The 24,307-nt window shown below is 67.2% G+C and carries 24 protein-coding genes and 2 riboswitches; of the genes, 14 read left to right on the top strand and 10 right to left on the bottom strand.

What is annotated here, in order from left to right:
• Positions 1 to 41: 41 nt before the first annotated feature.
• A complete protein-coding gene (locus tag DXK93_RS09850) occupies positions 42 to 689 on the top strand; it encodes an IclR family transcriptional regulator (RefSeq protein WP_225589268.1) in 648 nt (215 codons plus the stop codon).
• Between the two features lie 15 nt (positions 690 to 704).
• Here DXK93_RS09850 and DXK93_RS09845 read toward each other — a convergent pair whose 3' ends face one another.
• Positions 705 to 1,109, bottom strand: a complete 405-nt coding sequence (locus DXK93_RS09845) for a RidA family protein (protein WP_054452797.1) — start codon at positions 1,107 to 1,109, stop codon at positions 705 to 707.
• A 140-nt stretch (positions 1,110 to 1,249) separates the two neighbouring features.
• Between DXK93_RS09845 and DXK93_RS09840 the strand changes: the two genes are divergently transcribed.
• Positions 1,250 to 2,170, top strand: a complete 921-nt coding sequence (locus DXK93_RS09840; protein WP_119449966.1) for a LysR family transcriptional regulator — start codon at positions 1,250 to 1,252, stop codon at positions 2,168 to 2,170.
• Between the two features lie 34 nt (positions 2,171 to 2,204).
• Here DXK93_RS09840 and DXK93_RS09835 read toward each other — a convergent pair whose 3' ends face one another.
• Both DXK93_RS09835 and DXK93_RS09830 read right to left on the bottom strand, forming a co-directional pair.
• Positions 2,205 to 3,920: an amidohydrolase family protein gene (locus DXK93_RS09835; protein WP_119449965.1), complete on the bottom strand. Its 1,716-nt coding sequence runs from the start codon at positions 3,918 to 3,920 to the stop codon at positions 2,205 to 2,207.
• 28 nt (positions 3,921 to 3,948) lie between these two features.
• A complete protein-coding gene (locus DXK93_RS09830; protein ID WP_119449964.1) occupies positions 3,949 to 4,959 on the bottom strand; it encodes a tripartite tricarboxylate transporter substrate binding protein in 1,011 nt (336 codons plus the stop codon).
• Positions 4,960 to 5,119: 160 nt separating this feature from the next.
• Between DXK93_RS09830 and DXK93_RS09825 the strand changes: the two genes are divergently transcribed.
• A complete protein-coding gene (locus DXK93_RS09825; RefSeq protein WP_054452788.1) occupies positions 5,120 to 6,076 on the top strand; it encodes a LysR family transcriptional regulator in 957 nt (318 codons plus the stop codon).
• A gap of 38 nt (positions 6,077 to 6,114) precedes the next feature.
• Here the strand turns inward: DXK93_RS09825 and DXK93_RS09820 are convergent, their stop codons facing one another.
• Positions 6,115 to 6,570, bottom strand: coding sequence for a DUF1801 domain-containing protein (locus tag DXK93_RS09820; protein WP_054452786.1), 456 nt, complete (start codon positions 6,568 to 6,570; stop codon positions 6,115 to 6,117).
• A gap of 125 nt (positions 6,571 to 6,695) precedes the next feature.
• Here DXK93_RS09820 and DXK93_RS09815 point away from each other — a divergent pair, with 125 nt between their 5' ends.
• Entirely contained in the window at positions 6,696 to 7,280 is a 585-nt protein-coding gene (locus DXK93_RS09815; protein WP_119449963.1) for a cyclopropane-fatty-acyl-phospholipid synthase family protein, read from the top strand.
• A 19-nt stretch (positions 7,281 to 7,299) separates the two neighbouring features.
• On the opposite strand, the gene DXK93_RS09810 is transcribed toward DXK93_RS09815, so the two are convergent.
• From DXK93_RS09810 to ppk2, 3 genes are all read right to left on the bottom strand, one after another.
• Positions 7,300 to 7,746 carry an SRPBCC family protein gene (locus DXK93_RS09810; protein ID WP_054452782.1) on the bottom strand — a complete coding sequence of 149 codons (447 nt, stop codon included), beginning with the start codon at positions 7,744 to 7,746 and terminating at the stop codon, positions 7,300 to 7,302.
• Between the two features lie 133 nt (positions 7,747 to 7,879).
• Positions 7,880 to 8,134 carry a hypothetical protein gene (locus tag DXK93_RS09805; RefSeq protein WP_054452780.1) on the bottom strand — a complete coding sequence of 85 codons (255 nt, stop codon included), beginning with the start codon at positions 8,132 to 8,134 and terminating at the stop codon, positions 7,880 to 7,882.
• Between the two features lie 43 nt (positions 8,135 to 8,177).
• The gene (ppk2, locus tag DXK93_RS09800; protein WP_119449962.1) at positions 8,178 to 8,999 is read right to left on the bottom strand and encodes a polyphosphate kinase 2; all 822 of its coding nucleotides are present in this window, start codon (positions 8,997 to 8,999) and stop codon (positions 8,178 to 8,180) included.
• A 246-nt stretch (positions 9,000 to 9,245) separates the two neighbouring features.
• Between ppk2 and DXK93_RS09795 the strand changes: the two genes are divergently transcribed.
• The 7 genes from DXK93_RS09795 (at position 9,246) to nadB (ending at position 17,205) form a co-directional block, all read left to right on the top strand.
• A complete protein-coding gene (locus DXK93_RS09795; protein ID WP_054452776.1) occupies positions 9,246 to 10,793 on the top strand; it encodes an efflux transporter outer membrane subunit in 1,548 nt (515 codons plus the stop codon).
• A complete protein-coding gene (locus DXK93_RS09790) occupies positions 10,786 to 11,895 on the top strand; it encodes an HlyD family secretion protein (RefSeq protein ID WP_054452774.1) in 1,110 nt (369 codons plus the stop codon). The genes DXK93_RS09795 and DXK93_RS09790 overlap by 8 nt, the downstream gene beginning before the upstream one ends.
• Complete coding sequence (locus DXK93_RS09785; RefSeq protein WP_119449961.1) at positions 11,885 to 12,943, top strand: DUF2955 domain-containing protein; 1,059 nt, start codon at positions 11,885 to 11,887, stop codon at positions 12,941 to 12,943. Before DXK93_RS09790 ends, DXK93_RS09785 begins: the two co-directional genes overlap by 11 nt.
• A 13-nt stretch (positions 12,944 to 12,956) precedes the next feature.
• A complete protein-coding gene (locus tag DXK93_RS09780) occupies positions 12,957 to 13,454 on the top strand; it encodes a transporter suffix domain-containing protein (RefSeq protein ID WP_119449960.1) in 498 nt (165 codons plus the stop codon).
• A gap of 93 nt (positions 13,455 to 13,547) precedes the next feature.
• Positions 13,548 to 14,336, top strand: a complete 789-nt coding sequence (locus DXK93_RS09775) for a PhzF family phenazine biosynthesis protein (RefSeq protein ID WP_119449959.1) — start codon at positions 13,548 to 13,550, stop codon at positions 14,334 to 14,336.
• Between the two features lie 146 nt (positions 14,337 to 14,482).
• Positions 14,483 to 15,622, top strand: coding sequence for a quinolinate synthase NadA (gene nadA / locus DXK93_RS09770; protein WP_119449958.1), 1,140 nt, complete (start codon positions 14,483 to 14,485; stop codon positions 15,620 to 15,622).
• Between the two features lie 20 nt (positions 15,623 to 15,642).
• A complete protein-coding gene (gene nadB / locus DXK93_RS09765) occupies positions 15,643 to 17,205 on the top strand; it encodes an L-aspartate oxidase (RefSeq protein WP_119449957.1) in 1,563 nt (520 codons plus the stop codon).
• A gap of 34 nt (positions 17,206 to 17,239) precedes the next feature.
• Here nadB and DXK93_RS09760 read toward each other — a convergent pair whose 3' ends face one another.
• The gene (locus tag DXK93_RS09760) at positions 17,240 to 18,094 is read right to left on the bottom strand and encodes a helix-turn-helix domain-containing protein (protein WP_054452761.1); all 855 of its coding nucleotides are present in this window, start codon (positions 18,092 to 18,094) and stop codon (positions 17,240 to 17,242) included.
• A gap of 258 nt (positions 18,095 to 18,352) precedes the next feature.
• Here DXK93_RS09760 and DXK93_RS09755 point away from each other — a divergent pair, with 258 nt between their 5' ends.
• Both DXK93_RS09755 and DXK93_RS09750 read left to right on the top strand, forming a co-directional pair.
• Entirely contained in the window at positions 18,353 to 19,135 is a 783-nt protein-coding gene (locus DXK93_RS09755; RefSeq protein ID WP_119449956.1) for an alpha/beta fold hydrolase, read from the top strand.
• A 65-nt stretch (positions 19,136 to 19,200) separates the two neighbouring features.
• The gene (locus DXK93_RS09750) at positions 19,201 to 20,511 is read left to right on the top strand and encodes an amidohydrolase family protein (RefSeq protein ID WP_119449955.1); all 1,311 of its coding nucleotides are present in this window, start codon (positions 19,201 to 19,203) and stop codon (positions 20,509 to 20,511) included.
• Positions 20,512 to 20,548: 37 nt separating this feature from the next.
• Here the strand turns inward: DXK93_RS09750 and DXK93_RS09745 are convergent, their stop codons facing one another.
• A complete protein-coding gene (locus tag DXK93_RS09745) occupies positions 20,549 to 21,778 on the bottom strand; it encodes a D-amino acid dehydrogenase (protein WP_119449954.1) in 1,230 nt (409 codons plus the stop codon).
• A 44-nt stretch (positions 21,779 to 21,822) separates the two neighbouring features.
• Positions 21,823 to 21,914: riboswitch (glycine riboswitch) on the bottom strand.
• A gap of 1 nt (position 21,915) precedes the next feature.
• Positions 21,916 to 22,007: riboswitch (glycine riboswitch) on the bottom strand.
• 128 nt (positions 22,008 to 22,135) lie between these two features.
• On the opposite strand from DXK93_RS09745, the gene ampC reads away from it, so the two are divergent.
• Entirely contained in the window at positions 22,136 to 23,296 is a 1,161-nt protein-coding gene (ampC, locus tag DXK93_RS09740) for a class C beta-lactamase (RefSeq protein ID WP_370126432.1), read from the top strand.
• A 5-nt stretch (positions 23,297 to 23,301) separates the two neighbouring features.
• Here the strand turns inward: ampC and DXK93_RS09735 are convergent, their stop codons facing one another.
• Positions 23,302 to 24,297: a 3-hydroxybutyryl-CoA dehydrogenase gene (locus DXK93_RS09735; RefSeq protein ID WP_119449952.1), complete on the bottom strand. Its 996-nt coding sequence runs from the start codon at positions 24,295 to 24,297 to the stop codon at positions 23,302 to 23,304.
• Between the last annotated feature and the right edge of the window lie 10 nt (positions 24,298 to 24,307).

Genomic DNA, 24,307 nt, shown 5'->3' with positions numbered 1-24,307 from the left:
TATTGTTCACCTAGTGATCAATACGTTTATCAGGTGAACGATTGAAGAATAATAGATCGATTCAGCGGTGTCTATCCATCATGCGGGCCTTCCGCGGCAACGGCCGACCCACGCTGGCCGAACTTGCGCGCGCGGTCGACCTGCCGCACGCGACCGTGCTGCGGTTTCTGCAGACGCTGGAAGAAGAGGGCTACGCGGCGCGCGAAGACAGCCGCTGGCGGCTTACGCCGCTGGTTTTCGAGCTGGGGTTCGCGGCCATGGAGAGCCTGGGAGTGACGGACGCCGTGCAGGAGATCCTGCAGAACCTGGCCGACGCCTATTCAGGCACGTCCAACCTGGGCGAGGCCAACCCCGAAGGCGTGATCATCATCGGCCGCGCCATGGCGCCGGCCGAGCGCCGCCGCCTGGTGGTGATGAACCTGCGCGTGGGCAGCGTGCTGCCGCCGGCGAGCGCGTTGGCCGGCGGCTTGCGCCTGGGGCCGGGGGAGTGGACCCGGTTCGACTACCCGGACAGCAACCAGGTGTCGGTGGCCGTGCCCGTGCCGCAGGCCGGCTCGCGCCTGTTGTCGGTGGGGATTTCGGTGGCCGCCCCGGAAGTGGCAGGGAACCGGCTGGAAGCGGACATGGTGCCCGCCTTGCAACAGGCGGCGCAGACCATCGCTGGTGTGATCCGGGTCGGCGTGGTGTGAGCGCGACGGCCCGGATCAGTCCTGGGCCGTCTGCGGCAGTTTCGCGATCACCTTGATCTCGAAGTCGAAACCATTGAGCCAGGTCACGCCCACCGCGGTCAGGGCCGGGTACGGCGCCACGCCCCAGAATTCCGGCACCACCTGCCAGATCGTCTCGAACCGGGATGCCGGGTCGACCATGAACACCGTCACGTCGACCACGTCATCGAAGCTGCTGCCGGCCGCCGCCAGGATGGCTTGCAGATTGCGGAACGCAAGCCGCACATGCTCCTGCAGGTCGGGCTCGGGCGTGCCGTCCTCGCGGCTGCCCACCTGTCCCGAGACGAACAGGAATCCATTGGAACGAATTGCGGGTGAATAGCGGTCGCGCTCATACAAGGCGTGACGCCCCGGGGGAAAAACAACGTCGCGTTGGGTCATGGCTATCTCCATCTATGGGCCGCATCCGGCCCGGGATTGACGATGTAGGCACTTTAGGTGCCCCCGTTGCCGCGATAAACGGGCAAGTCCGTCCATCACTGTTTGTAGAATCCAAATAATCAGGAAGAGCGGGAGCAGAGATGGACCGTTTCGACGCGATGCAGGCCTTCGCCCGCGTGGTGGAATCCGGCAGCTTCACCAAGGCGGCCGAGACCTTGCACATGAGCAAGACCAGCGTGACGCAACTGGTGCAGCAGTTGGAGGCGCGCTTGCGCGTCAAGCTGCTGAACCGCACCACCCGCAAGGTCAACGTGACCGCCGACGGCGCCGCCTACTATGAGCGCGTGCTGAGGCTGCTGGCCGACATGGACGATGCCGAGACCAGCCTGTCCGGGGCGTCGGCGGTGCCGCGGGGGCGTTTGCGCGTGGACGTGCCCAGCCCGCTGGCGCGCATGATCCTGGTGCCGGCCTTGCCGGCGTTCCATGCGCAATATCCCGACATCCAGCTGGACATGGGCGTGAGCGACCGGATCGTCGATCTGATCGGCGAGAACGTCGACTGCGTGGTGCGCGGCGGCGAACTCACCGACCAGTCGCTGATGGCACGGCGCGTGGGCGACTTGCTGCTTGGCGTGTACGCGGCGCCGGAGTACCTGAAGCGCGCAGGCACGCCGGCGCATCCGCGCGAGCTGGAGGACACGCATCACCGTATCGTGGGCTTTCTGTGGGCGCGCAACGGCAAGGCTTTGCCCTACGCCATGCGCCGCGGCGGCGAAAGCCTCAAGGTGCACGGGCGCTATGTGCTGGCGGTCGACGACGGCAACGCCTATCTGGCGGCCGGCCTGGCCGGGCTGGGCGTGCTGTGGTTGCCGGACTACATGTCACGCGCTCACGTCGACAGGGGCGAGCTGGTGCCGCTGTTCCAGGACTGGCGCCTGGATTCCATGCCGATGTACGTGGCGTTTCCGCCCAACCGGCACGTGAGCGCCAAGCTGCGCGTGTTCATCGATTGGGTCGCCGGGCTGTTGGGGCAGTACACGCCGGACCGACCGCGCGCCTGAGACTGGCGCGCGGCGCGGGCCGGCTTCGCGTCTTTCAAGCCTGCTGGCTGCGCGCTCCGCGCAGCAGCTTGCCCGGCAGTTCGCCGGTGGCCGCGCCGCCTTCGAAGATGGGCAGGCCATTGACCAGCGTGGCCACGTAGCCGTCGGCGCGCTGGATCAAACGGCGGCCGCCGCCCGGCAGGTCGAACACCATCTCCGGGCAGTGCACGCGCACCGCATCGGGATCGATGATGTTGACGTCGGCCTTGTAGCCGGGCTGCAGCAGGCCGCGGTCCAGCAGCCCGTACACGCTGGCGGTGTCGCGCGTCTGGCGCTTGACCACATGCTCCAGTTCCAGCAGCGGGCCGCGGCGGCGGTCGCGGGTCCAGTGGCTGAGCATGAAGGTGGGCATGCTCACGTCGCAGATGTAGCCGCAATGCGCGCCGCCGTCGGACAGGCTGTTGACCGTGTAGGGCTGCTGCATCAACTGGTGCAGGTGGTCCAGGTTCTCGTACGAATAGTTGAAGGACGGGTAGTAGAGGATCGCCTGGCCCTCGTTCTCCAGCATCAGGTCATAGACGATCTCCAGCGGCGCGCGGCCGCTGCGTTGCGCCATTGCGGCCACGCTTTCCTCGGGCAGCGGTTCGTAGTCGGGATCGCTGCCCAGGCGGAAGATCTTGTGGAAGCTGCTGAACAGCGTTTCAGCGCGGCGGTCCAGAAGGCCGCGCTGTTCGTTCATGATGCGGCTGCGCGTGGCGGGGTCGCGCAGGCGGGCCAGCTTTTCCGCCAGCGGCAGGGCATGCAGCGCCTGATAGCTGGGATGCGCGATGAACGGGTGCAGCGTGCTCTGCCACGAAAACAGGATGCCCAGCGGACGTCCGCTGATGCCTGCCAGCAGCGGCACGCCTGCGCGGTGCGCGCGGTCCAGGCTGCCGGCGATCTGCTTCCAGACGTCGGGCGCGGCGTCGGTCTGCTGCAGGTTGAACAGCACGGGCAGGCGGTTGTGGCGCGCCAGCTGCTCCAGCCACGGCATTTCGCCTTCCATGGCGGGATGGTTGGCGGTCATCTGGAACACGCCATGCCCGACTTCGCCCATGACCGAGCCCAGGGCGGTGATCTCCTCGCCGGTGGCGAAGGTGCCGGGCGGATACTTGCGTTCGTCGTACTTGTGCAGGAAGGTGCGCGAGGTGGAGAAGCCCACCGCGCCGGCGGTCAGCGCTTCGCGCACCACTTCGCGCATGGCGATCAGGTCGCTGGGCGAGGCCTCGTCGTGGTGGATGGCGCGTTCGCCCATCACGTAGGCGCGCACCGCGCTGTGCGGGATCTGTGCGCCCACGTCCAGGGCCTTGGGGCGGCGGTCCAGCGCGTCCAGGTATTCGGGAAAGGTCTCCCAATCCCACTGGATGCCTTCGGAAAGCACCGAGCCGGGTATGTCCTCGACGCCCTCCATGACCTTGATCAGCCATTCGCGCCGTTCGGGTTTGACGGGGGCGAAGCCCACGCCGCAGTTGCCCATGATGGCCGTGGTGACGCCGTGCCAGGTGGAAGGGCTGAGATACGGGTCCCAGGTGGCCTGGCCGTCGTAGTGGGTGTGGATGTCCACCCAGCCCGGGGCCACCAGGCAGCCGTCGGCGCGGATCTCGCGGCGCGCCGCGCCGGCCCGGCCTTCGGCCTGGACCACGCGTCCGTCCTCGATCGCCAGGTCCGCCTGGTAGCGGGGCCGTCCCGATCCATCGACGATCGTGCCGCCGCGTATGACCAGATCATGCATTGCGCTCTCCTTTCGATACGTGCCGCGGTTACTGGAGGACCAGGCCGATGCGCTTGATCACCGCGCCCCAGCGTTCGCTGTCCTGCTGGACGATCTGCGCGAACTCCTTGGGACCCGCGCCGCTGACTTCATTGCCCTGGGACACGATGCTCTGGGTTACGTCGGGCGAGTCCAGCGCCTCGCGGAACACCTGGGCCACGCGCTCGGCCAGCGCGGGCGGCATGTCGCCGGGGCCGAAGATGCCTTGCCAGCCGACGATGTCCAGCCCGGGTATGCCTTGCTCCTTCAGGGTGGGCAGGTCCGGCAGCACGCTCAGGCGGCGGTCGGTGGCCGGGCCCAGCAGCTTGACCTTGCCGGCGCGCGCGTTTTCCACGGCGGTGGCCGTGCCGTCGAAGTAGACCTGGACCTCGCCCGCCAGCAGCGCGCGGCTGGCGTCGGCCGTGCCCTTGTAGGGGACGTGCACGATGTCGATGCCGGTCTGCTGCTTGAGTATTTCGCCGTTCAGATGCGAGGTGGACCCCGGGCTGTAGGAAGCGAAGTTCAGCTTGCCAGGATTGGCCCGCGCGTAGTCGATCATCTGCGCCGTGGTCGAAAAGGGCGCGTCCTTGTTGGCGACCAGCACGGTGGCCGAGCGCACCACCTGGATGACCGGAGTGAAGTCCTTGACAGGGTCGTAGGGCAGCTTCTTGTACAGATGCGGATTCTGCGTGTGCGTGACGACGATGGTGTAGAGCAGGGTGTAGCCATCGGGGTTGGCGCGGGCCACTTCCTGCGCGCCTATCATCGTGCCCGCGCCGGGCTTGTTGTCGACGATGACCGGCGCCCCGGTGCGTTGCGTGACCTTCATCGCCAGCATGCGCGCCAGCGCGTCGGACCCGGACCCGGCCGGAAACGGCACTACCAGGCGGATGGGCTTGCCGCCGCCAGGCCAGGGCGGCGCCTGGGTGACGGGGGCGGCGGCCGCCGAAAGACAGGCCAGGGCGCCCAGCATGGCAGCCCCGCCGCTACCCAACAGCTTCAAGAACGACTTGCGGTTCATCTTGTCTCCTCCTGGGGGTAGGCAATGTCTGGCATTGCTCTGGAATGAGGTTCACCACAGGGCGCCGGTGCTGCAATCTTCCGTCGCTGCAAGTCTTTTGTAGTCTTGCCTTTGCGCTCAATCAAATGCATATTTGGCGCAATATTGATGAGAAAAATACATGAGCCTCACAATACGGTCGCTCCAGCACTACGCCGTGCTCGTCGAGGAAAAGCACTACTCCCGCGCGGCGCAGCGGCTGCATCTGACGCAGTCCGCGCTGACGCGCAGCATCCAGTCGCTGGAGGACTCACTGGGCCTGGTGCTGGTGGACCGGGCGTCCACGGGCGTCACGCCCACGCAGGCCGGGTGCATGGTGCTGGAGCGCGCGCAGCGCATCCTGGCAGAAACCCGCGACCTGCGGCGCGAAGCCGAGTTGATCCGCGGCCACGACACAGGCCGGGTGAACCTGGGCGTGGGGGCGTTTCCGGCGGCCGGATTCCTGTCGCCGCTGCTGGTGCGCATCGCGCGCGAGCATCCGGGCCTGAGCGTGCACGTCGAGATCGAAAGCTGGCAGCGCCTGCTGGACAAGCTGCTGCAGGACAAGCTGGATTTCGCGGTGGCCGTGACGCACAGCCTGCCGCCGCCCGACGACTTTTCGGTGCGGCCCTTGCCTCCGCAGCATGGCGGCCTGTTCACGCGCGCCGGCCATCCGCTGCAGGGCCTGGGCAAGCCGCGCCTGCGCGCCGCGCTGGCGCAGTACCGGCTGGCCGCCACCGACCTGCCGCTGCGGGCGCGCGAGTACCTGGCCCGGCTGTATCAGGTGGCACGGCCGGAAGACCTGCCCATCGCCTTCGAATGCGATAGCGTCGCGACGTTGCGCGAGGTGGCGCTGGGCAGCGACGTGGTGCTGTTCTGCACGCGCGAGGCTATCGCGTCCGAACTTGCGCAGGGCGTGCTGGAGCCCTTGCCGCTGTCCTATCCCGCCGCCGGCCCGCTGACCTACAGCGTCATCCACCGCGCGCGCCGTACCCTGTCCCCGACCGCCGAGCGGGTCATCGAGCTGGTGCAGGACCTGCTGTCGGGCGCGGCCGCGCCGCAGGCCGTCTCCGGGAAAACGCGCCGGGCGCGGCGCTAGCGTCGCGGCCCAAGGGGGCTGAATGCCTGGGGCCGCGCCTACATCCGCTCGCCGGGCAGCGCGCTGGCCTGCTGCACCCAGTCCATGAACTGCGCTTCGTCCAGCTCATCGTCCTCACGGATATCCAGATAGCGCGTGTCCTGGCTCTTGGACGGTCCCGGCGGCACGGGCCGCAGCTGCGCGCCGCGAAAGAACGCCACCTTCACGTACTTGGTAAAGCAATGGATGCTCAGGAACCAGGCCTGGCCGTCCATGCCATACAGCGGCGAATTCCACTTGACCGCCTTCTGCACGCCGGGCGCTGCGCGCTCGATCAAGGCGTCCAGGCGGCGTCCGAGATCGCTCTTCCAGCCAGGCATGGCCGCGATATAGGCCTGCACCGGCGCGTCGCCCGCGCCCTTGGCGATCTGCGGATTGCCGCCGGACAGCAGGACGGGTTGCGAATCTGCTTTCTTGGTGGCCTTCACGGATTTCGCCGTGGATTTTTCTGCCATGCGTGGGCTCCTTTCGCTTGACCTCAAGTCGACTTTAAGTGAAAGACTATCTGCATTCCGGCACGAGACGGACGGGAGTGTTCCCTTGCCCTGAGCCGTGACCAACAACCTGGGAGTTCAAGCATATGTGGGATGAACGCTACGCCGTCGACGAATACGTGTATGGAACCGAGCCGAACGCTTTCCTGGCGGAAAACGCCGGCTTGCTGTCCGGGCCGGTGCTCAGCCTGGCCGAGGGAGAGGGGCGCAACGCCGTCTTCCTGGCCTCGCTGGGCCTGGACGTGCTTGGTGTGGACGGTTCCGCCGTTGGACTCGCCAAGGCGCGCAGGCTGGCGGGGGCGAAGGGCGTATCGATCCGCACCGAAACGGCGGACTTCGCCGGGTACGAGCCGCCGCCGGCATCCTTCGGCGCGGTGGTGTCGATCTTCGCCCACATGCCCAGCCACGTGCGCAGGAGGCTGCACCGCCTGGCGGAACGCTCCCTGCGGCCAGGCGGCATCATCCTGCTGGAGGCATACCGGAAAGCGCAGTTGGGTCGCGGCACGGGCGGGCCTCCAGATGCGGACATGCTCATGGCGCGCGAGGACCTGGAGCAGGACTTCCCGAATTGCCAGGTGCTGCTTTCGCAGGAAATCGAACGCGACGTGGTCGAAGGCATATTCCACACGGGTCCGGCATGCGTGGTGCAGTTCATCGCCAGAAAGACGTGAGGGCGGCCAGGCCCACTCCTCAATCGGGAATCTCCGGTTCGACCAGCCGCATCAGCTGCGCCAGCGATTCCTGCCAGCCCAGGTAGCACATCTCCGGCGGTATCGCCGCCGGTATGCCTTCCTGCACGATGCTTACCTCCGTGCCGCAGGCGACCTGCCGCAGCGTAACGGTGGTCTGCATGCGGCCGGGCAGGTTCGGATCGTCGAACTGGTCCGAGTACCGGATCTTCTGGCCCGGCGACAATTCCAGGTACTCGCCGCCGAAGTCATGGCTGTGGCCCGTGCCGAAGTTGCGGAACGACATCTTGTGCATGCCGCCGACCTTTGCATCCAGTTGATGGACCTGGCAGGTGTAGCCGTAAGGAGGGAGCCAGCGCGCGATCGCGTCGGGTTCCAGGAAGGCCCGATAGATGCGTTCGGCCGGCGCGCGCATGACGCGATGCAGGGTTACGGTTCCGGTAGTCATGGTAAGTCCGCCTTTCAGGAAAGTTGTGCGTACTGACACGACGTACGAGTTGACCGGAAATCGACAACCGAAATCCTGGGGGAAACCCTTAAACGGCACATCTGGTCACGATTGACCGGCCCGATGCGGCCCTTTATTCGATGGGCTCGCGCATCACCAGCACGGCGATCGTGTGGTTCTTCCAGAACACCTGATGTATGCGGGGCGCCAGCGCGCGCAGCTCCTCGGGCCCGGCGCCATCGAACGTCACCAGGACCGCGGGCCGTTCGCCCTCGCTAGGCACCCGCTGGATGCGGTCGCAGGATGGAAAGCCGTATTTCATGAGAAAACCGCGGATGTCCTCGTCGGAGGTGCTTTCTTCCACATGGTTGATCAGCAGGGCGGCCATGAGCGTTCTCCTTGGAAGCCTGCGGGCGTCAGAGGCGCACCGCTCAGAATTTGGCGGGGACCATGCGCAAGGGATGTCCCGGGTCGCGGTAGCCGCCGGCTTTCTGCCGCTTGGGCAGCTTCACCTTGGCCCGCGGCATGCGCTTGTAGGGGATGCGGGCGAGCAGGTGGCTGATGATGTTCAGGCGCACCTTTTTCTTGTCGTCGGATTGCGCAACATACCAGGGCGCCACGCCGGTATCGGTGGCCGCGAACATGTCGTCGCGGGCGCGAGAGTAGTCGTACCAGCGGCTATACGAATCCAGGTCCATTTTGGTCAGCTTCCAGATCTTGCGCTCGTCGTTGATGCGGGCCTGGAGCCGGCGGGTCTGTTCTTCTTCGCTGACTTCCAGCCAATACTTGAGCAGGATGATGCCCGAGCCCACGATGGCCCGTTCGACCAGCGGCACGCCTTTCAGGAAGATCTTGACGTCGTCCTTGGAGCAGAACCCCATTACCCGTTCGACGCCGGCCCGGTTGTACCAACTGCGGTCGAAGATCACGACCTCGCCCGCCGCCGGCAGGTAAGGCAGGTAGCGCTGCATGTACATCTGGGTTTTCTCGCGGTCCGAAGGGGCGGGCAGGGCGATCACGCGGAAGACGCGCGGGCTGACCCGCTCCGTGATCGCCTTGATCGTTCCGCCTTTGCCGGCGCCGTCGCGTCCTTCGAAAATGATGCAGACCTTGGCGCCCGTCTGGCTGACCCATTCCTGGAGCTTGACCAGCTCCACGTGCAGCCGGGCCAGTTCCTCGGCGTATTGCTTTCCCGAAAGCTTGGCTTGCGCCGGCTGCTTGTCCTCTGCTGCTGCCTTCTTCTGAGCGTTCATGATGGCACTCCAGAATATGCTGCGGGGAAACGGTCGGAACGTTGGAATTTTTCACTTTAGCGCCGACCGTTGCCCCTTGTACACAGGCAGGTAGGAGCAGTTCGTTTTATTTAGTGCTTGCGTCGAAACTATCCTCTGGCGAGAAGCGGAAAAGGCCAATAGAATCAATTCGCGCACAGCGCTCCGGCAAGGTCGGAGCTGCGTCGTGGACCATGGCGGTCAGGCTCTACACGGACCCGATAACCGATGTCGCCGCTGATCTGTTTGAATCGGCTGTTGCTGATCGGCATGCTCTGCCTGGGCGGCTGCATGCGTGTGGGGCCGGACTTCGAGCCCCAGCGCACCAGCTGGGTCGCGGACTGGAGCACTCCCGCGCTGCAGCAGGCCAGCCTCCAGCAACAGCAGCCGGACGCCCGGCAGTGGTGGCAGATTTTCGGCGACCCCGTCCTGGAAGCCCTGATCGCCCAGGCCGATGCCAACAACGCGGGCCTGCGCATCGCCGGCCTGCGCATCATGGAAGCGCGCGCGCAGCTGGGCATCGCCCAAAGCGGACGCTACCCGCAATCCCAAGTGATCGGGGCCAATGCCCTGTATCAGCACCGGTCCTCGCGCTCGGCCGAAGGCAATCCGCGCCCCAGCAGCTTCTGGCAATACAGCGCCGGCTTCGACATAGGCTGGGAGCTGGACTTCTGGGGCCGGTTCAGCCGCGCCATCGAGTCGGCCGACGCCCTGTACTTCGAGGCCCAGGCCAATCGCGACGACGTGCTGGTGCTGCTGCACGCCCAGGTGGCCGAAAGCTACTACGCGCTGCGCACCGCCGAGGCGCGGCTGCGGATCGCCCGCGACAATGCCGCCATCCAGAAGCGCAGCTACGAGATCACGCAAAAGCTGTTCCGCAGCGGCGAGACCGACGAACTGGACCTGCAGCAGGCCCGCACGCAGTACCTGAGCACGCTGGGCACCATTCCCGAATTCGAAAGCCAGATCATGCGGACCCGCAACGCCCTGGCGGTCCTGGTCGGCCGGCCGCCCGGACCCATGCCGGAACTGGACAACAAGACGGCGGAGGTGCCGCTGATCGACCGCGCCGTGCTGCAGGACGTGCCCGCCAACCTGCTGCTGCGCCGTCCCGACATCCGCGCAGCCGAACTGCGCATCGCCGCGCAGTCGGCACAGGTGGGGGTGGCCGCAGCGGACCTCTATCCTTCGCTGACCCTGCTGGGCAGCATCGCCTGGTCCGCCACCTCGCTGGCGGGCACGGCGGGCGGCGCGGCGCTGCTGGCCGGCCCGGTCCTCAGCTGGAACGTATTCGACCACGGCCGCCTGCAGAACAATGTGCGGGTGCAGGATGCCCGGCTGCAGCAACTGATCGTGGCCTACCAGGACGACGTCCGGCAGGCGGCGCGCGAAGCCGACGACGCGGCCAGCGGCCTGATCAAGGCGCTGGAGCGCGACGGCATCCTGCAACAGTCGGCGCAGGCCGCGGGGCGTTCGCTCACGCTGGCCAACGCGCTCTACCGCGAAGGCTATACCGATTTCCAGCGGGTGCTGGACGCGCAGCAGGCACTGGCCGTCCAGCAGGACGCCTACGTCGTGAACCGGGGCGGCGCCGTAAGCGATCTCATCGCGCTGTACAAGGCGATGGGTGGCGGCTGGTATAGCGCGGAACCGGTGCTCGACCCGGCGACCCGCGAACAGATGCGGCAGCGTACCGATTGGGGCGATCTGCTATCCGAGCCGGCGCCTGCTTCCCCAACTGCCCTGTCCGCGCAAAAGGTGCGACCCGATGAGTGACTCGCCGTCCCAGCCCGCCGCAGCCCCCGCGCCGGATCCCGCGAAAAAGGGCGTCCGATGGACGGTTCTGTTCATCGTGCTGAGCCTGGCCTGGTATCTGCTGGCCGACCGCTATACGCCTTACACGCAGCAGGCGCGGGTGCAGGCCTTTGTCGTGCCGGTGGCTTCCGAGGTATCGGGGCGCGTGACCCGGGTGTACGTGCGCAACAACCAGGATGTCGAGGCCGGCGCGGCGCTGTTCGACGTCGACCCGGAGCACTACCGCATCGCCGTGGATCGCGCCCGCGCCGACCTGGAGTCCACGCGCCGGCAGATCGGCGCCGGCACGGCGGGCATCGATTCGGCACAGGCTTCCTTGCGCGCGGCGCAGGCCAATGAGCTGAAGGCCCGCCAGGACAGCACGCGGCTCGAACGGCTGTACCGCGAGGACCAGGGCACCGTATCGCTGCGGCGGCTGGAAATCGCGCGGGCGAATTTGACGCAGGCCATCAGCCAGGTCGCGGCCGCGCGCGCCGAGGTGCAGCGCGCGCGCGAACAGGAAGGCGGCAGCGAGGAAGACAACGCCAAGCTGCGCAGCGCCGCCGCTGCCCTGGAAAAGGCCGAGCTGGACCTGGCCAACACGCAGGTGCGGGCGCGTTCGGCGGGCCTGATCACCGACCTGCGCACCGACACCGGGCAGTTCGCGGCCGCCGGCAACCCCGTCATGACGCTGATCGCGATCCACGACGTCTGGATCAGCGCTGAAATGACCGAGAACAACCTGGGCCACGTAGAGCCCGGCACGCCGGTGTCCATCATCCTGGACGCGCTGCCCGGGCAGATCTTCAAGGGCCGCGTGCGCAGCGTTGGGTATGGCGTCAATGTGGGACCGGGCACGCCGCCCGGCGCCTTGCCCACGGTGCAGAACAGCCGCGACTGGCTGCGGCCCGCGCAGCGCTTCCCCGTGATCGTGGAATTCGATCGCGACGACCTGCCGGCCTTGAGCGGCGTGCGCGTGGGCGGCCAGGCCGAGGTCATGGCGTTTCCCAGCTCCGGCAATCCGCTCAACCTGCTGGGCCGCGCGTACATGCGGCTGATGAGCTGGCTTTCCTATGCGTACTGATCCCGATCCTCGCGGACGCCGCGCGCTGCGTGTGGGCGCGGGCGCGGCTTTCTGCACGGCCATCAGCTATGGCCTGGACCTGCCCATCGCCATGGTCGCGCCGGTGCTGGGCGTCATGTTGCTGGCGTCGATGAACCGGCCCCTCTCGTTCAAGAGCGGGCTGGGCCTGATGCTGATGGCGCTTCTTACCACCGCGATCGGATTGCTGCTGAGTCCCTTGCTGCGCTACTACCCCTTTAGCGGCGTGCTGCTCATCGCGCTTTGCCTTTTTTTCGCTTTCCGCCACGGGCTGCGCGGCGGCAATGGACTGTTGTCGACCTTCCTCATCATCGGGCTGACCATGATCTCCGCCGCCGGCACCGTCGACTTCGCCTTGGCTTCCCTGGTGATCGAGGCGCTGGGCAAAGGGTTGCTGGTCGCGGTCCTGGTGTTGGGCGGCTGCCACCTGCTGTTTCCCGAGCCGGCGGCCGCGCCCGCGCCGCCGGCGGCGCCCGTGCTGCCGCCCGACCAGGCCAGCCGCCTGGCCTTGCGCGCCTCGCTCGTTGTGATGCCGGCGTTCCTGCTGGCGCTGACCGACCCGCTGGGCTACATGCCCATCATCCTGAAATCGGTCAGCCTGGGGCGGCAGAGCTGCGTCACCGCCGCGCAGGGCGCGGCCCGCGAACTGCTGGGCTCGACCCTGCTGGGCGGCGCGCTGGCAGTGGCTTTCTGGTGCGCCCTCAGCCTGTTCGTGAATCTCTGGATGTTCTTTCTCTGGATGCTGCTGTTCGGCCTCATCGCCGCGCGCAAGCTCTACCGGCTGAGTCCGACCCGCCATCCCCCCAGCTTCTGGCTGAACACGCTGGTGACGCTCATCATCCTGCTGGGCCAGTCGGTGCAGGACAGCGCCGCCGGCAAGGACGTCTATACCGCGTTCGCGGTGCGCATGGGCTTGTTCATCGGCGTCACGCTCTACGCCTGCCTGATGCTGCGCCTGCTCGAATCGCGGGCGTCGGGCAGCCCGAAGCCTGGGGCGAATCCTTCAACCGCAGTCCCCTCAAACGCTTGACCAGGAGGCAGCCATGCCATTGCCAGACGAACCGGTCCAACCCGCGCCCGCAGCGGGCTGGCGCTTCAAATGCGGGATAGGTTTGTTCATCATCGCCTTCGCCCTGTGGTTCCTCATCCCGGTGGCGGGCTACCTGGACGTGCCAGGCCCGCGCATCGCCGCGCTGACCGGCACCATCTTCATCGCCAACAAGGTGCTGCTGCTGAGCTGCATCGCCGTCATGGGCAAGGAAGGCTTTCAGCGGCTGAAGTCCATCGTGTTCGGCCATGCCAAGAAGCTGGCACCCGTGCAGAAGGTCGGCCCCGTGCGCCATGCCATCGGCCTGGTCATGTTCTTCCTGCCCATCCTGACCTCGGTGCTGGAACCCTACATCGACGAAATGTGGCCGGGCCTGCGGCCCAATCTGTGGCAGGCCCAGCTGGTCGGAGACATCATGCTGATCGCCAGCTTCTTCGTGCTGGGCGGGGATTTCTGGAGCAAGCTGCGCGGCCTGTTCGTGCGGACGGTGTAGCGGGCGGGCCGCCACGGCCGGAGCCGGCGTTTTCATAGGAAAATGCCGGCTTGCGTTCCGACGCGTAACCTCAGCCATCAACCAGGATCCGCTATGCCGCAACTCGACATCTATCAGGTAGACGCTTTCACCGCCGCGCCCTTTGGCGGCAATCCGGCGGCGGTCGTGCCGCTGCAGGCATGGCTGCCGGACGAAACGCTGCAACGCATCGCGGAAGAAAACAACCTGTCCGAAACCGCCTACTTCGTGCGCAAGGGCGATGTCTACGAGCTGCGCTGGTTCACGCCCGCGGTGGAGGTGGACCTGTGCGGCCATGCCACGCTGGCGTCGGCCTGGGTGCTGTTCGAACAGCTGGGCGCAACGGAAGACGTGCTGCGCTTTGCCACGCGCAGCGGCGAACTGCAGGTGCGCCGCGCGAGCGACCGGCTGGCGATGGATTTTCCGGCCAAGCGGCCCGAAGCGCAGGAGATCCCGCCGGGTCTGCTGCAGGCGCTGGGCCTGCCGGGCGCGCAGGCGTTCTACAAGACGGACGACTATCTGGTGGTGATCGACGATGAAACGCGGATCGATGCCTTGAAGCCGGACTTCGCCGCGCTGGCGGCTTTCGAGACGCGCGGCGTGGCGGTGACGGCGCCGTCGGCGCAATTCGATTTCGTGACGCGCTGGTTCGGGCCGCGGGTGGGCGTGAACGAGGATCCGGTGACCGGATCGGCGCACACCTCGCTGGCGCCGTACTGGGCCCAGCGCCTGGGCAAGCGCAGCCTGAGCGCGCAGCAGGGCGGGGCGCGCAAGGGCCAGTTGCAATGCGAGGTGCTGGATAACGGCCGGGTGATCATCAGCGGCCAGGCGGCGTTGTACCTGCGCGGCTCGATCTTCATCTGAGGCCTAACGGGCCGCGGCGCAGGCGCGCGGCGGCGTAACAAAAGAGACGTTGACACGGTTTATGCTCAACACTAGCATAAACCGTGCTCTTTTTTTGACCATTAAATGCTCAATATGAGCATAATATTTCGCGAGGAGACGCGTCCATGGACACCCCCAACCGCCGGTACGTCGAATTCGATCTGCCTGCCACGACTAGCTGCCCCAGCGCCGTCGGCCAGGCCTGGGCCCGCGTGCCCGAACCCTTGCCAGCCAATGAACGCGCCGCCTGCGTGGCGCGCATACGCGAACTGCTGGCGCGTGAACGCGCCGTGCTGGTCGCCCACTATTACGTCGATGCGGAGTTGCAGGAGCTGGCCGAACAGACCGGCGGCTGCGTCGGCGACTCGCTGGAAATGGCTCGCTTCGGCCGCGACCACGAGGCCCGCACGCTGATGGTGGCCGGCGTGCGCTTCATGGGCGAGACCGCCAAGATCTTGAGCCCGGACAAGCGCATCCTGATGCCGGACCTGGACGCCACCTGCTCGTTGGACCTGGGCTGTCCGGCCGCCGATTTCGCCGCCTGGTGCGATGCCCATCCGGACCGGACGGTGGTGGTCTACGCCAATACCAGCGCGGAGGTGAAGGCGCGCGCGGACTGGGTCGTCACCTCGTCGATCGCGCTCGACGTGATCGCCGACCTGCATGCGCGCGGCGAGAAAATCCTTTGGGCGCCGGACCGCCATCTGGGCGACTACGTGCAACGCCAGACCGGCGCCGACATGCTGCTGTGGCAGGGGTCCTGCCTGGTGCATGACGAGTTCAAGGGCACCGAACTGGAGCTGCTGCGCGCCGAGCATCCCCAGGCCAAGGTGCTGGCGCATCCGGAATCTCCCGCGGCGGTGCTGGCGCAGGCGGACGTGGTGGGCTCGACCACCCAGCTGATCGAGGCCGCGCGCAAGTTCGACGCCGGGCTGCTGATCGTCGCGACCGACCAGGGCATCCTGCACAAGATGCGCGCGCAGGCGCCCGGCAAGACCTTCCTGGCCGCGCCCACCGCGGGCAACAGCGCCAGCTGCAAGAGCTGCGCGCATTGCCCCTGGATGGCGATGAACGCCTTGGGCAACCTTGCCGAGACACTGGAGCACGGCCGCAACGAGATCACGCTGGACCCCGCGCTGGGCCTGCGCGCCAAGGCGCCGATCGACCGCATGCTGGACTTCGCGGAACAACGCAAGCGCCGCGTGCAGGCCAGCGGCGACTTCGCACGCGACACGGCGCTATACGCCAGCGTCGGGCCGGCCTAAGGACTACCGGAGGTCCGCTCATGGAATTCGACGTCATCATCATCGGCAGCGGCCTGGCCGGCATGGCCGCGGCGCTGGAACTGGCCCCGCGCAGGCGGGTCGCCCTCGTGTCGAAGGGCGAGTTGCGCGACAGCGCCAGCAACCGCGCCCAGGGCGGCATCGCCGCGCCGCTGGGCGCGGACGACAGCATCGAGGCGCATGTCAGCGACACCCTGGTCGCGGGCGCAGGCCTGTGCGACTTGCCGGCCACGCGGCACATCATCTCCCGGGCCTGCGGCGCGATCGTCTGGCTGCAGGAGCAGGGCGTCGCGTTTACCCTGGAGCAAGGCGGCTTGCATCTGACGCGCGAAGGCGGGCACGGCCTGCGCCGCATCGCGCACGCGGCGGACGCGACCGGCAGCGCCATCGTCGCGGCGCTGGAGGACCGAGTGCGGCGGCAATCCGGCATCACGCTGCTGCAGGCGCATTGCGCCGTGGACCTGATTCTGGACGGCGCCGCGGGTACGGCCGCGGCGCGCTGCCGCGGCGTGCGCCTGCTGGACCTGCGCAGCGGGCGGATCTTCGACGCAACGGCCGGCCATGTCGTGCTGGCCACGGGGGGCGCGGGGCAGGCATACCAGACGACGACCGCGCCGCCGGCCGCGACCGGCGACGGCATCGCCATGGCCTGGCGCGCGGGCTGCCAGATCGCCAACATGGAGTTCACGCAATTCCATCCTACCGGCCTGCACCACGCGCAGGCGGGCGGATTCCTCATCTCCGAGGCCGTGCGCGGCGAGGGCGGTGTGCTACGCCTGCCCAACGGCGCGCGCTTCATGCCGGCGCACGATGCGCGCGCCGAGCTGGCGCCGCGCGACATCGTGGCCCGCGCGATCCAGGGCGAGATGGAACGCCATGGGTTGGAATGCGTGCAGCTGGACATCAGCCACCAATCGCCGCAATTCCTGCGGGAACACTTTCCCACCATCCGGGCGCGCTGCCTGGCGCTGGGCATCGACATCACGACGGCTTCCATCCCGGTTGCGCCCGCCGCGCATTACACCTGCGGCGGCATCGCCGCCGACATGGCCGGGCGCAGCAACCTGCCCGGCCTGTACGCGGTGGGCGAGGCCGCCTGCACCGGGCTGCATGGCGCCAACCGCCTGGCCAGCAATTCGTTGCTGGAATGTGTGGTGACGGGGCGGGCTGCGGCGCAAGACATACTCGGGCAGAAGCGGGCCGATGTTTCCCGCAGAACTCCGGCACCCGACGCAATCGCCGTGCCGGCGTCGCCCGATCTGGCGCGGCTGCGGCGCGACCTGCGACAACTGATGAGCCGGGACGTGGGCGTGCTGCGCAGCGATGCATCGCTGGCGCGTGCGGCGGCCTTCATTGGTCCGCTGCGAGCACAGACGGAAGCGCGGCTGTTGCGCGAGGGCTTGAGCCTGGAACTGCTGGAGCTGCGCAACCTGGCTCTGGCGGCTGATCTCATCGTGCGGGCGGCGAGTGCGCGGGGTGAAAGCCGCGGGGCGCATTTCAACCGCGATCGTCCGGGCCAGGACGCCGTGGATTTGCGGCTGCGCGCGCCTGCCGCAACCGCCTAGGCGCGGGCAGGGCAGTGTCCGGCCGGCCAGCGGCTCAGGAAACCCCGGTCAGCAGATGCTGCGCCGCGCCCGTCGCCGCGCGCCTGAAACGCGACGGCGACACGCCCATGTGCTCGCGGAAGAAGCGGGAGAAATTGCCGGGCGTGGAGAAGCCCAGGTCCAGCGCTACGGAGGTCAGGGGCTGCTCCTGGTGTACCAGCAGGCGCACGGCTTCTTCGACGCGCACGGCGCTCCAGAAAACTTGCGGCGTGGTGTTGAGCTGATCGCGGAACAGCGCGAAGAAATGGCCGCGCGACAGGCCCACGCGGCTGGCGACTTCTTCGGCCGTGATGGGTTCATGGGCGTGCTCGCGCATGTAGGCGATCGCCGCGCGCAGCCGGCGGTCCAGCGCCGGCGTCGCGGGCATCTGGTTGCGTGGGCGCTCCGGTTCGATCGACGATTCGATTGCCGCTTGCAGCAAGGCCTCGACTTCGGCATCCAGGTCCGCGCCGGGGTGGTCCTGCGGCGCCACGATCTTGTCCAGCAAGCGCCAACAGCCCTGGCGCACCGCCGCGTCGATGGGCACGCCCGGCGCGGCGAAGTGGAATGGCCGCCCCGTGGCGGCCCGCCGTTCGTCCAGCCAGGGCTTGGCGATGTAGAGCACCAGGAAGATGGCCGGGCCCGACCGTTCGAGCAGCCTGGCGTCGTGCGATTCGTACGTATTGGTGCCTAGCGCCAGGTGTTCGCTGTAGGGGACCGGAGTCTGGCCGACATGCCCCAGCACGCGCGCGCCGCCCAGCCACAGGGCCAGCTGCACTTCCGCATGCGCGTGCGCGATCAGGTCGTCGCGCAGTTCCAGCACAACGGCGCGGCCGAACGCGCCTTCGTGCAAGGCGTAGGTCTCCTGCATGTCTGTCTCCCGTTTTTCTTATCGCCTCGTCGCGCAAGCCAGGGCCTGCGTGCGGGCGGGTGCGGCGCTCAGGGAATTTTATGGGCGTTTACGCGTTTGTCCGCGCTAGGTGTATTCACTAGGCACAAAATCTGACTCTGCGATAAGTCCGCGCACGCAGCGATAAGCGCGCCACCGCCTGCGCCGATACAGTCCTGAAAAATTGCCGGCGCGGTGCCGATGCAAACAGCGACTGTTCAGATAAAGGGAGGCGGCAGCATGAGCACGCAACACGTCAACGGCATGGCCGTGGAAATCGACGGCGAAGGGCCGGCACTGTTGTGCATACACGGCCTGGGCGGTTCATCGAATACCTGGACGCCCGTCATGGGCGCCTTCGACGGTTTCCGCGTGATCCGTCCTGATCTACCGGGCAGCGCTCGTTCGCCGCTGGGCGAAAAGCGCCTGTCCATCGCTATCTACGTGGACGCGTTGGTCGGACTGCTGGACGCATTGGATATCGATGTGGCGCATGTCGCCGCCCATTCGCTCGGAACCGTCGTGGCCCAGCATCTTGCCGTGGTGCATCCGGGCAGGGTCAAGTCGCTGGCCCTGTTCGGCCCGCTGGCCGCTCCGCCCGACGCGGGCCGGCCCGGCATCCGCGCGCGTGCGGAGCTGGCGCGCGGCGGCGACGCGGCCATGCAGGAGATCGCCGACGCCATCGTCAAAGGCGCGACCAGCGCCCAGACCAAGCAGGATCAACCCGCCGTGCTGGCGCTCGTGCGCGAGAGCGTGATGCGCCAACCGCCGCAAGGCTATGCGCAGAGCTGCGAGGCGCTGGCGGATGCGCAGCCGGCCGCCGTCGAGACTATCGGCGCGCCGGCCCTGCTGGTCACCGGCGATCAGGACGGCGTGGCGCCGCCCGGCAATGTCGAGGCCCTGGCCGCGCGCATGCCAGGCAGCCGCCGCATCGTGCTGGACGGATGCGGCCACTGGACCACCTACGAAAAGCCCCAGGCCTGCACCGAGGCCCTGCGGGAGTTCCACGCGGCGCTGCGCTAAGCCACGTTTTCCTGGCGTTTCAACATAAGAAATCGGCCCCAAACGCGGGCCGGAGGAGACCTGTCATGTCCAGAATTGCCATTACCAACGTCGTCATCTTCGATGGCAGCGGCAAGCAGCCTTTTCAAGGCGAGGTGCTGATCGACGGCGCGCGCATTTCGCAGGTCGCGCGCACGCCCGAGCAGGTGAGCCGGGAGAGCGCGCGCATCATCGATGGGCGCGGCCGCTTCCTGATGCCGGGCATGACGGAAGCGCATACGCATTTTTCCTGGAACGACCAGCCCACGCTGGCCGCGATCCAGTTCATGCCGCCGGAAGAGCACATACTCTGGTGCGTGCGCGTGGCCAAACGCTATCTGGAAATGGGCTGGACCTCGGCCATCGGCGCGGCCGCGGCCAAGCCGCGCCTGGACGTGGTGCTGCGCAATGCCATCAATGCCGGCGAATGCCCGGGGCCGCGCTACCTGGCGGGCAGCCAGGAGATCACCACCATAGGCGCGCTGGGCGACAACTCGCTGCCGCACATGCCGTTCGACGAACTGAGCTTCGGCAGCGTGTGCTGTGGCCCCGAAGAGATCCGGCGCTCGGCGCGCACCTTCATCAAGTACGGCGTCGACCACCTGAAGATCAACCTGTCGGGCGAGTACATCGCCGGCCTGCCGGCCGAGATGTCGCCCTTCGCCGAAGACGAGATCGCCATGCTGGCGAACGAGGCCAAGCGCTATGGCAAGCGGGTTGCGGCGCATGCGCGCTCCAGCGAGTCAGTCAAGCAATGCGTGCGCCATGGCATCGAGATGATCTACCACGCCAGCTTTGCCGACGAAGAGGCCCTCGACATGCTGGAAGCCAACAAGGACCGCCATTTCGTTGCGCCCGGCATAGGCTGGCTGATCCGCACCGCCTTCAACGCTTCCGAATACGGCATCACGCCCGCCATCGCCGAACAGATGGGCTACAAGCGCGAGCTGGAAATCGCCTCGGAGTCGCTGCGCAAGATGCACAAGCGCGGCATCCGCATCCTGCCCGGCGGCGACTACGGTTTTGCCTGGATGCCCCACGGCACCAACGCCCGCGACCTCCAGTACTTCGTGGACTACATCGGCATGACCCCGACCGAAGCGCTCGTGTCCGCCACCCGGCTGGGCGGCGAGATCATGCAACGTCCGCACGAATTGGGCATGCTGCGCCCTGGCTATCTGGCGGACGTGGTCATGGTCGATGGGGATCCGCTGAAGGATCTGTCGTTGCTGGTGGATCCGGAGCGGATCTTGCTGGTGATGAAGGATGGGGAGGTGTGTAAGGACATTTCCCGGCAGGGGTTGGATGCGGAGCCGCTGCGTGCCGAGGCGGGCAGGGAAGCTGCGCTGGTGTTGTGAGTCTGGCGGCGCCTTTCCAGGCGCCGCGTTCACCCGCTCAAGCCTCTCCCACCCCCTCCCTCACGCTAGCTGCCAGCATCTGCGCCGTCGCCGCCGACAAGGTCCAGCCCAGGTGCCCATGCCCCGTGTTGTAAAACACGCCGGGCCGCCTGCCCGGGCCGACGCGGGGCATCATGCTCGGAGTCATGGGCCGCAGCCCGCACCACGGCACCACGCGCGAAGTTCGGATGCCGGGGAAGTGCTTGCGGGTCCAGTCCACCAGGGGCTGCACGCGCTCCGCGCGGATGTCCATGTTGAAGCCATTGAACTCCGCCGTGCCGGCCACGCGGAAGCGGTCGCCGAGGCGGCTGGTGACGATCTTGGCGGCTTCGTCCAGCAGGCTGACGCGCGGCGCGGCCGCCTGGCTGGCGGCGTCGTCCAGATGCACGCTGATGGAGTAGCCCTTGACCGGGTAGATATTGAGCGTGTCGCCCAGCTGCCTGGCGAACTGCCGGCTGACGGCGCCGGCGCAGACGACGATGGCGTCGGCCTCGTGCTGTTCGCGGCGCGTGCCGCCTTCGCGTACGACGTCGAGCACGTAGGGCGCGCCGTCCAGGCTGATGTTGCGGATGTCCGCGTCCTGCGCGAAGCGCACGCCGCGGCGTTCGCAGGCGCGAGCCAGGCCGCTGGTGAACTTGTGGATGTCGCCGGTGGCGTCCGAAGGCGTGTAGAAGCCGCCATGGCAGGCGGTTTGCAGCGTGGGCTCGATGCTGCGCGCTTCCTCGGGCGAGACCGCGTAGCGCTCCAGCCCGCCTTCCTGCAGCAGGGCATTGGCGCGGCGCGCGGTCTCGAAGCTGGCGGCGTCGTGGTAGATGTGCAGGATGCCGCGGCGCTCCAGGTCGAAATCTATGCCTTCTTCTTCCGCCATGGCGTACAGATGCTGGCGCGCGGCGATGGCCAGCCGGGTGGTCTCGATCGTGTTGCGGCGGTAGTTGCGGATCTGTCCGATGAACTGCGCCAGCCAGGAGTACTTGTGCCAGCTGAAGCGGGGATTGAGCAGCAGCGGGGCGTTGTGGCGGCCGAGCCAGCGCAGGCCTTTCATGATGGTGGCGGTGCTGTTCCAGACCTCGGCGTTGCTGGCCGACAACTGGCCGCCGTTGGCGTAGGAGGTCTCCATGGCCGGATAGCGCTGGCGGTCATAGACAGTGACGTGATATCCCAGTTTGCTCAAGGCATAGGCGGACGTGACGCCGGTGATACCGGCGCCAATGATGGCGATGCGGGGCATGATGGCTCCAGATTGAGTGGCCGCGGCCACCCGGCCGCAGCACCCCATCTGTCTCTGTACCTGAGAGCTTCACCCGCGGCGCAGACGGCGGCGGGTTCCCCTTCGGTGGGCGCGCTTGGCGCCTCTCTCCAGATTGTCTAGACCGCGCAGTCCTGTTTGCCTGAGAGTTTCCGGGGCGGTTGCTCCGTCGGCGCCTGCCGCGGGGGCAGGTCTCTTCTGCGGGGTTTTGGATCGACGAGGCGAGAATAGCCAAAATCCCCTGGGATGAGACTAAGGGTTAGTACCAATAAGGCGTCGCATCGCGCTACGATGCATGCGCGCCGCCGTCGCGGCGCCACGGATCCGACACGACAGGGAATGACGAGAATGCGCTTGAACAGCATGCTGCGCACGGGATTGTTTGCGCTGATGGCCGCAGGCTGCGCGCTGGCGCAGGCCGGCCAGGCAGAGACGGACCGCAAGGTCGACGAGGCGGTCCAGGCCGTCATGCGCGAACACGGCATTGCGGGCATGTCGATCGCCGTGACCCGCAACGGGACACAGCATTTCTACAACTATGGAGTGGCGTCCAGGCAGACCGGCAGGCCTGCCGGCAGCGATACGCTGTACGAGATCGGCTCCATCAGCAAGACCTACACGGCAACCCTGGCAGCCTATGCACAGGTGCGCGGCCGCCTGGCCTTGAGCGACAGTCCGGCCAAGTACCTGCCGGAGCTCGCCGGCAGCGACTTCGCCAAGCTGAGCCTGATCAACCTGGGAACGCACACGACCGGCGGCTTCCCCTTGCAGGTGCCCGACGCGATCAAGAACCAGGCGCAGCTGATGGCCTATCTCAAGGCCTGGAAGCCTGAGCATGCCGCTGGCACGTATCGCACCTACGCCAACCCCAGTATCGGCATGCTGGGCATGGTGGCGGCCAAGAGCCTGAACCGGCCGTTCAAGGCGGCCATGGAGCGGGACCTGTTTCCCAAGCTGGGCCTGACCAGCACCTACATCGACGTGCCCGCCGCCAGGATGGCGGACTACGCGCAGGGCTACAACAAGCAGAATGCGCCCGTGCGCGTGAATCCGGGCGTGCTGGCCGACGAAGCCTACGGCGTGAAGACCAGCGCACGCGACCTGATCCGTTTCGTCGACGCGAACATGGGCTTGAACCTTGCGGATGCCGGACTGCGCGGCGCAATCGCGCAGACGCACGTCGGTTATTACCAGCTGGGCGACATGACCCAGGACCTGGCCTGGGAGCAATTGCGCTATCCGGCAACGCTGGACGCGCTGTTGACGGCCAATGCCGGCAACTACAACAGCCAGAGCCAGCCTGTGGCGGCGTTGAGCCCGCCGCTGCCGCCGCAGGAGGCCGTGTGGATCAACAAGACGGGTTCGACCAATGGCTTCGGCGGCTATGTGGCGTTCGTGCCGTCGAAGAAGCTGGGCATCGTGATACTGGCCAACCGGAATTATCCCAACGAGGCCAGGGTCCGCCTGGCGTACCGGATCCTGGGCGAGCTGGAGCAATAGGCCCGCTATCGCGCGGGCGGCTGCCTCGCCGCGCCGTAGCGGGGCAGCAGGTCCATCACTTCCAGGCGCTTGCACAATTGCGCCAGCCGCTCCATCTTGTAGGCATTCACGTCCATGCCGGCGTAGTCATAGAAGCCCTGGCCGTCGCGCAGCCCGTTGCGCCCTTGTTCCATATTGCGGGCGATGACCGCAGGCGAGGCGAAGCGCGGGTCGATGGCATCGGCGAGGTAGCGCGAGGCGTAGTAGAGAATGTCGCCGCCGCCCCAGTCGATGAACTCCAGCAGCCCCAGAACCGAAAAACGCAGGCCGAAGCCCAGGCGCACGGCCGTGTCGATGTCTTCGGCGCTGGCCACGCCTTCCTCCACCATGCGGGCCGCTTCGTTCATGGCCAGGGCCTGGATGCGGGGCACGATGTAGCCCGCGGCGGGGGCGCACTGCACGGGCTTCTTGCCCGCCAGGCGCAGCGCTGCCAGCAGCCCTTGCATCGCGGCCTCGCTGGTCTGCGGGCCGCGGCTCACTTCCACCAGCGGTATCAGGTAGGCGGGGTTGAGCCAGTGCGCGTTCAGGAAGCGCTGCGGGTTTTGCACCAGTTCCGCCAGCTCGGTGACCAGAAAGGTGGACGTGGTGGACGCGATGATGCTGTCCGGCGCGCAGGCCGCTCCCAGCCATACAAAGGCATCGCGCTTGGCGTCCAGGCGTTCAGGCACGGCTTCGAACACCACGCGCGCCTGCCGCAGGTCTGCCTCCGCATCCTCGCGCGTGCATAGGCGCACGCGCGCCAGCGCAATCTCCGCCTGCGCGGCGTCGAGCAAGCCCAGGCTGCACAGGATGCCGAGCTCGCGGCGCAGATCGTCCCGCACGCGGGCGAAGTACCCGGCCTGCTCGGCGGGCGTGCGCGATTTGATGTCTATCAGCGTGACGTCCAGTCCGGCATGGATGTATGACAGCGTGATGCCCACGCCCATGCGGCCGGCGCCGACTACGCACATTTTTTCATTCATGGCTTGTATC

The sequence above is a fragment of the Achromobacter sp. K91 genome (genome assembly GCF_003576205.1).
Classification (GTDB): domain Bacteria; phylum Pseudomonadota; class Gammaproteobacteria; order Burkholderiales; family Burkholderiaceae_B; genus Achromobacter; species Achromobacter aegrifaciens.
The sequence above is the reverse complement of the archived record's forward strand: the minus strand, read 5'-3'. Positions and strand labels throughout refer to the sequence as shown.

Bases quoted from the DNA above. Each gene is read 5' to 3' on its own strand.
- DXK93_RS09845 (WP_054452797.1), bottom strand. From the start codon at position 1,109: ATGACCCAACGCGACGTTGTTTTTCCCCCGGGGCGTCACGCCTTGTAT.
- DXK93_RS09840 (WP_119449966.1), top strand. From the start codon at position 1,250: ATGGACCGTTTCGACGCGATGCAGGCCTTCGCCCGCGTGGTGGAATCC.
- DXK93_RS09835 (WP_119449965.1), bottom strand. From the start codon at position 3,920: ATGCATGATCTGGTCATACGCGGCGGCACGATCGTCGATGGATCGGGA.
- DXK93_RS09830 (WP_119449964.1), bottom strand. From the start codon at position 4,959: ATGAACCGCAAGTCGTTCTTGAAGCTGTTGGGTAGCGGCGGGGCTGCC.
- DXK93_RS09825 (WP_054452788.1), top strand. From the start codon at position 5,120: ATGAGCCTCACAATACGGTCGCTCCAGCACTACGCCGTGCTCGTCGAG.
- DXK93_RS09820 (WP_054452786.1), bottom strand. From the start codon at position 6,570: ATGGCAGAAAAATCCACGGCGAAATCCGTGAAGGCCACCAAGAAAGCA.
- DXK93_RS09815 (WP_119449963.1), top strand. From the start codon at position 6,696: ATGTGGGATGAACGCTACGCCGTCGACGAATACGTGTATGGAACCGAG.
- DXK93_RS09810 (WP_054452782.1), bottom strand. From the start codon at position 7,746: ATGACTACCGGAACCGTAACCCTGCATCGCGTCATGCGCGCGCCGGCC.
- DXK93_RS09805 (WP_054452780.1), bottom strand. From the start codon at position 8,134: ATGGCCGCCCTGCTGATCAACCATGTGGAAGAAAGCACCTCCGACGAG.
- ppk2 (WP_119449962.1), bottom strand. From the start codon at position 8,999: ATGAACGCTCAGAAGAAGGCAGCAGCAGAGGACAAGCAGCCGGCGCAA.
- DXK93_RS09795 (WP_054452776.1), top strand. From the start codon at position 9,246: ATGTCGCCGCTGATCTGTTTGAATCGGCTGTTGCTGATCGGCATGCTC.
- DXK93_RS09790 (WP_054452774.1), top strand. From the start codon at position 10,786: ATGAGTGACTCGCCGTCCCAGCCCGCCGCAGCCCCCGCGCCGGATCCC.
- DXK93_RS09785 (WP_119449961.1), top strand. From the start codon at position 11,885: ATGCGTACTGATCCCGATCCTCGCGGACGCCGCGCGCTGCGTGTGGGC.
- DXK93_RS09780 (WP_119449960.1), top strand. From the start codon at position 12,957: ATGCCATTGCCAGACGAACCGGTCCAACCCGCGCCCGCAGCGGGCTGG.
- DXK93_RS09775 (WP_119449959.1), top strand. From the start codon at position 13,548: ATGCCGCAACTCGACATCTATCAGGTAGACGCTTTCACCGCCGCGCCC.
- nadA (WP_119449958.1), top strand. From the start codon at position 14,483: ATGGACACCCCCAACCGCCGGTACGTCGAATTCGATCTGCCTGCCACG.
- nadB (WP_119449957.1), top strand. From the start codon at position 15,643: ATGGAATTCGACGTCATCATCATCGGCAGCGGCCTGGCCGGCATGGCC.
- DXK93_RS09760 (WP_054452761.1), bottom strand. From the start codon at position 18,094: ATGCAGGAGACCTACGCCTTGCACGAAGGCGCGTTCGGCCGCGCCGTT.
- DXK93_RS09755 (WP_119449956.1), top strand. From the start codon at position 18,353: ATGAGCACGCAACACGTCAACGGCATGGCCGTGGAAATCGACGGCGAA.
- DXK93_RS09750 (WP_119449955.1), top strand. From the start codon at position 19,201: ATGTCCAGAATTGCCATTACCAACGTCGTCATCTTCGATGGCAGCGGC.
- DXK93_RS09745 (WP_119449954.1), bottom strand. From the start codon at position 21,778: ATGCCCCGCATCGCCATCATTGGCGCCGGTATCACCGGCGTCACGTCC.
- ampC (WP_370126432.1), top strand. From the start codon at position 22,136: ATGACGAGAATGCGCTTGAACAGCATGCTGCGCACGGGATTGTTTGCG.
- DXK93_RS09735 (WP_119449952.1), bottom strand. From the start codon at position 24,297: ATGAATGAAAAAATGTGCGTAGTCGGCGCCGGCCGCATGGGCGTGGGC.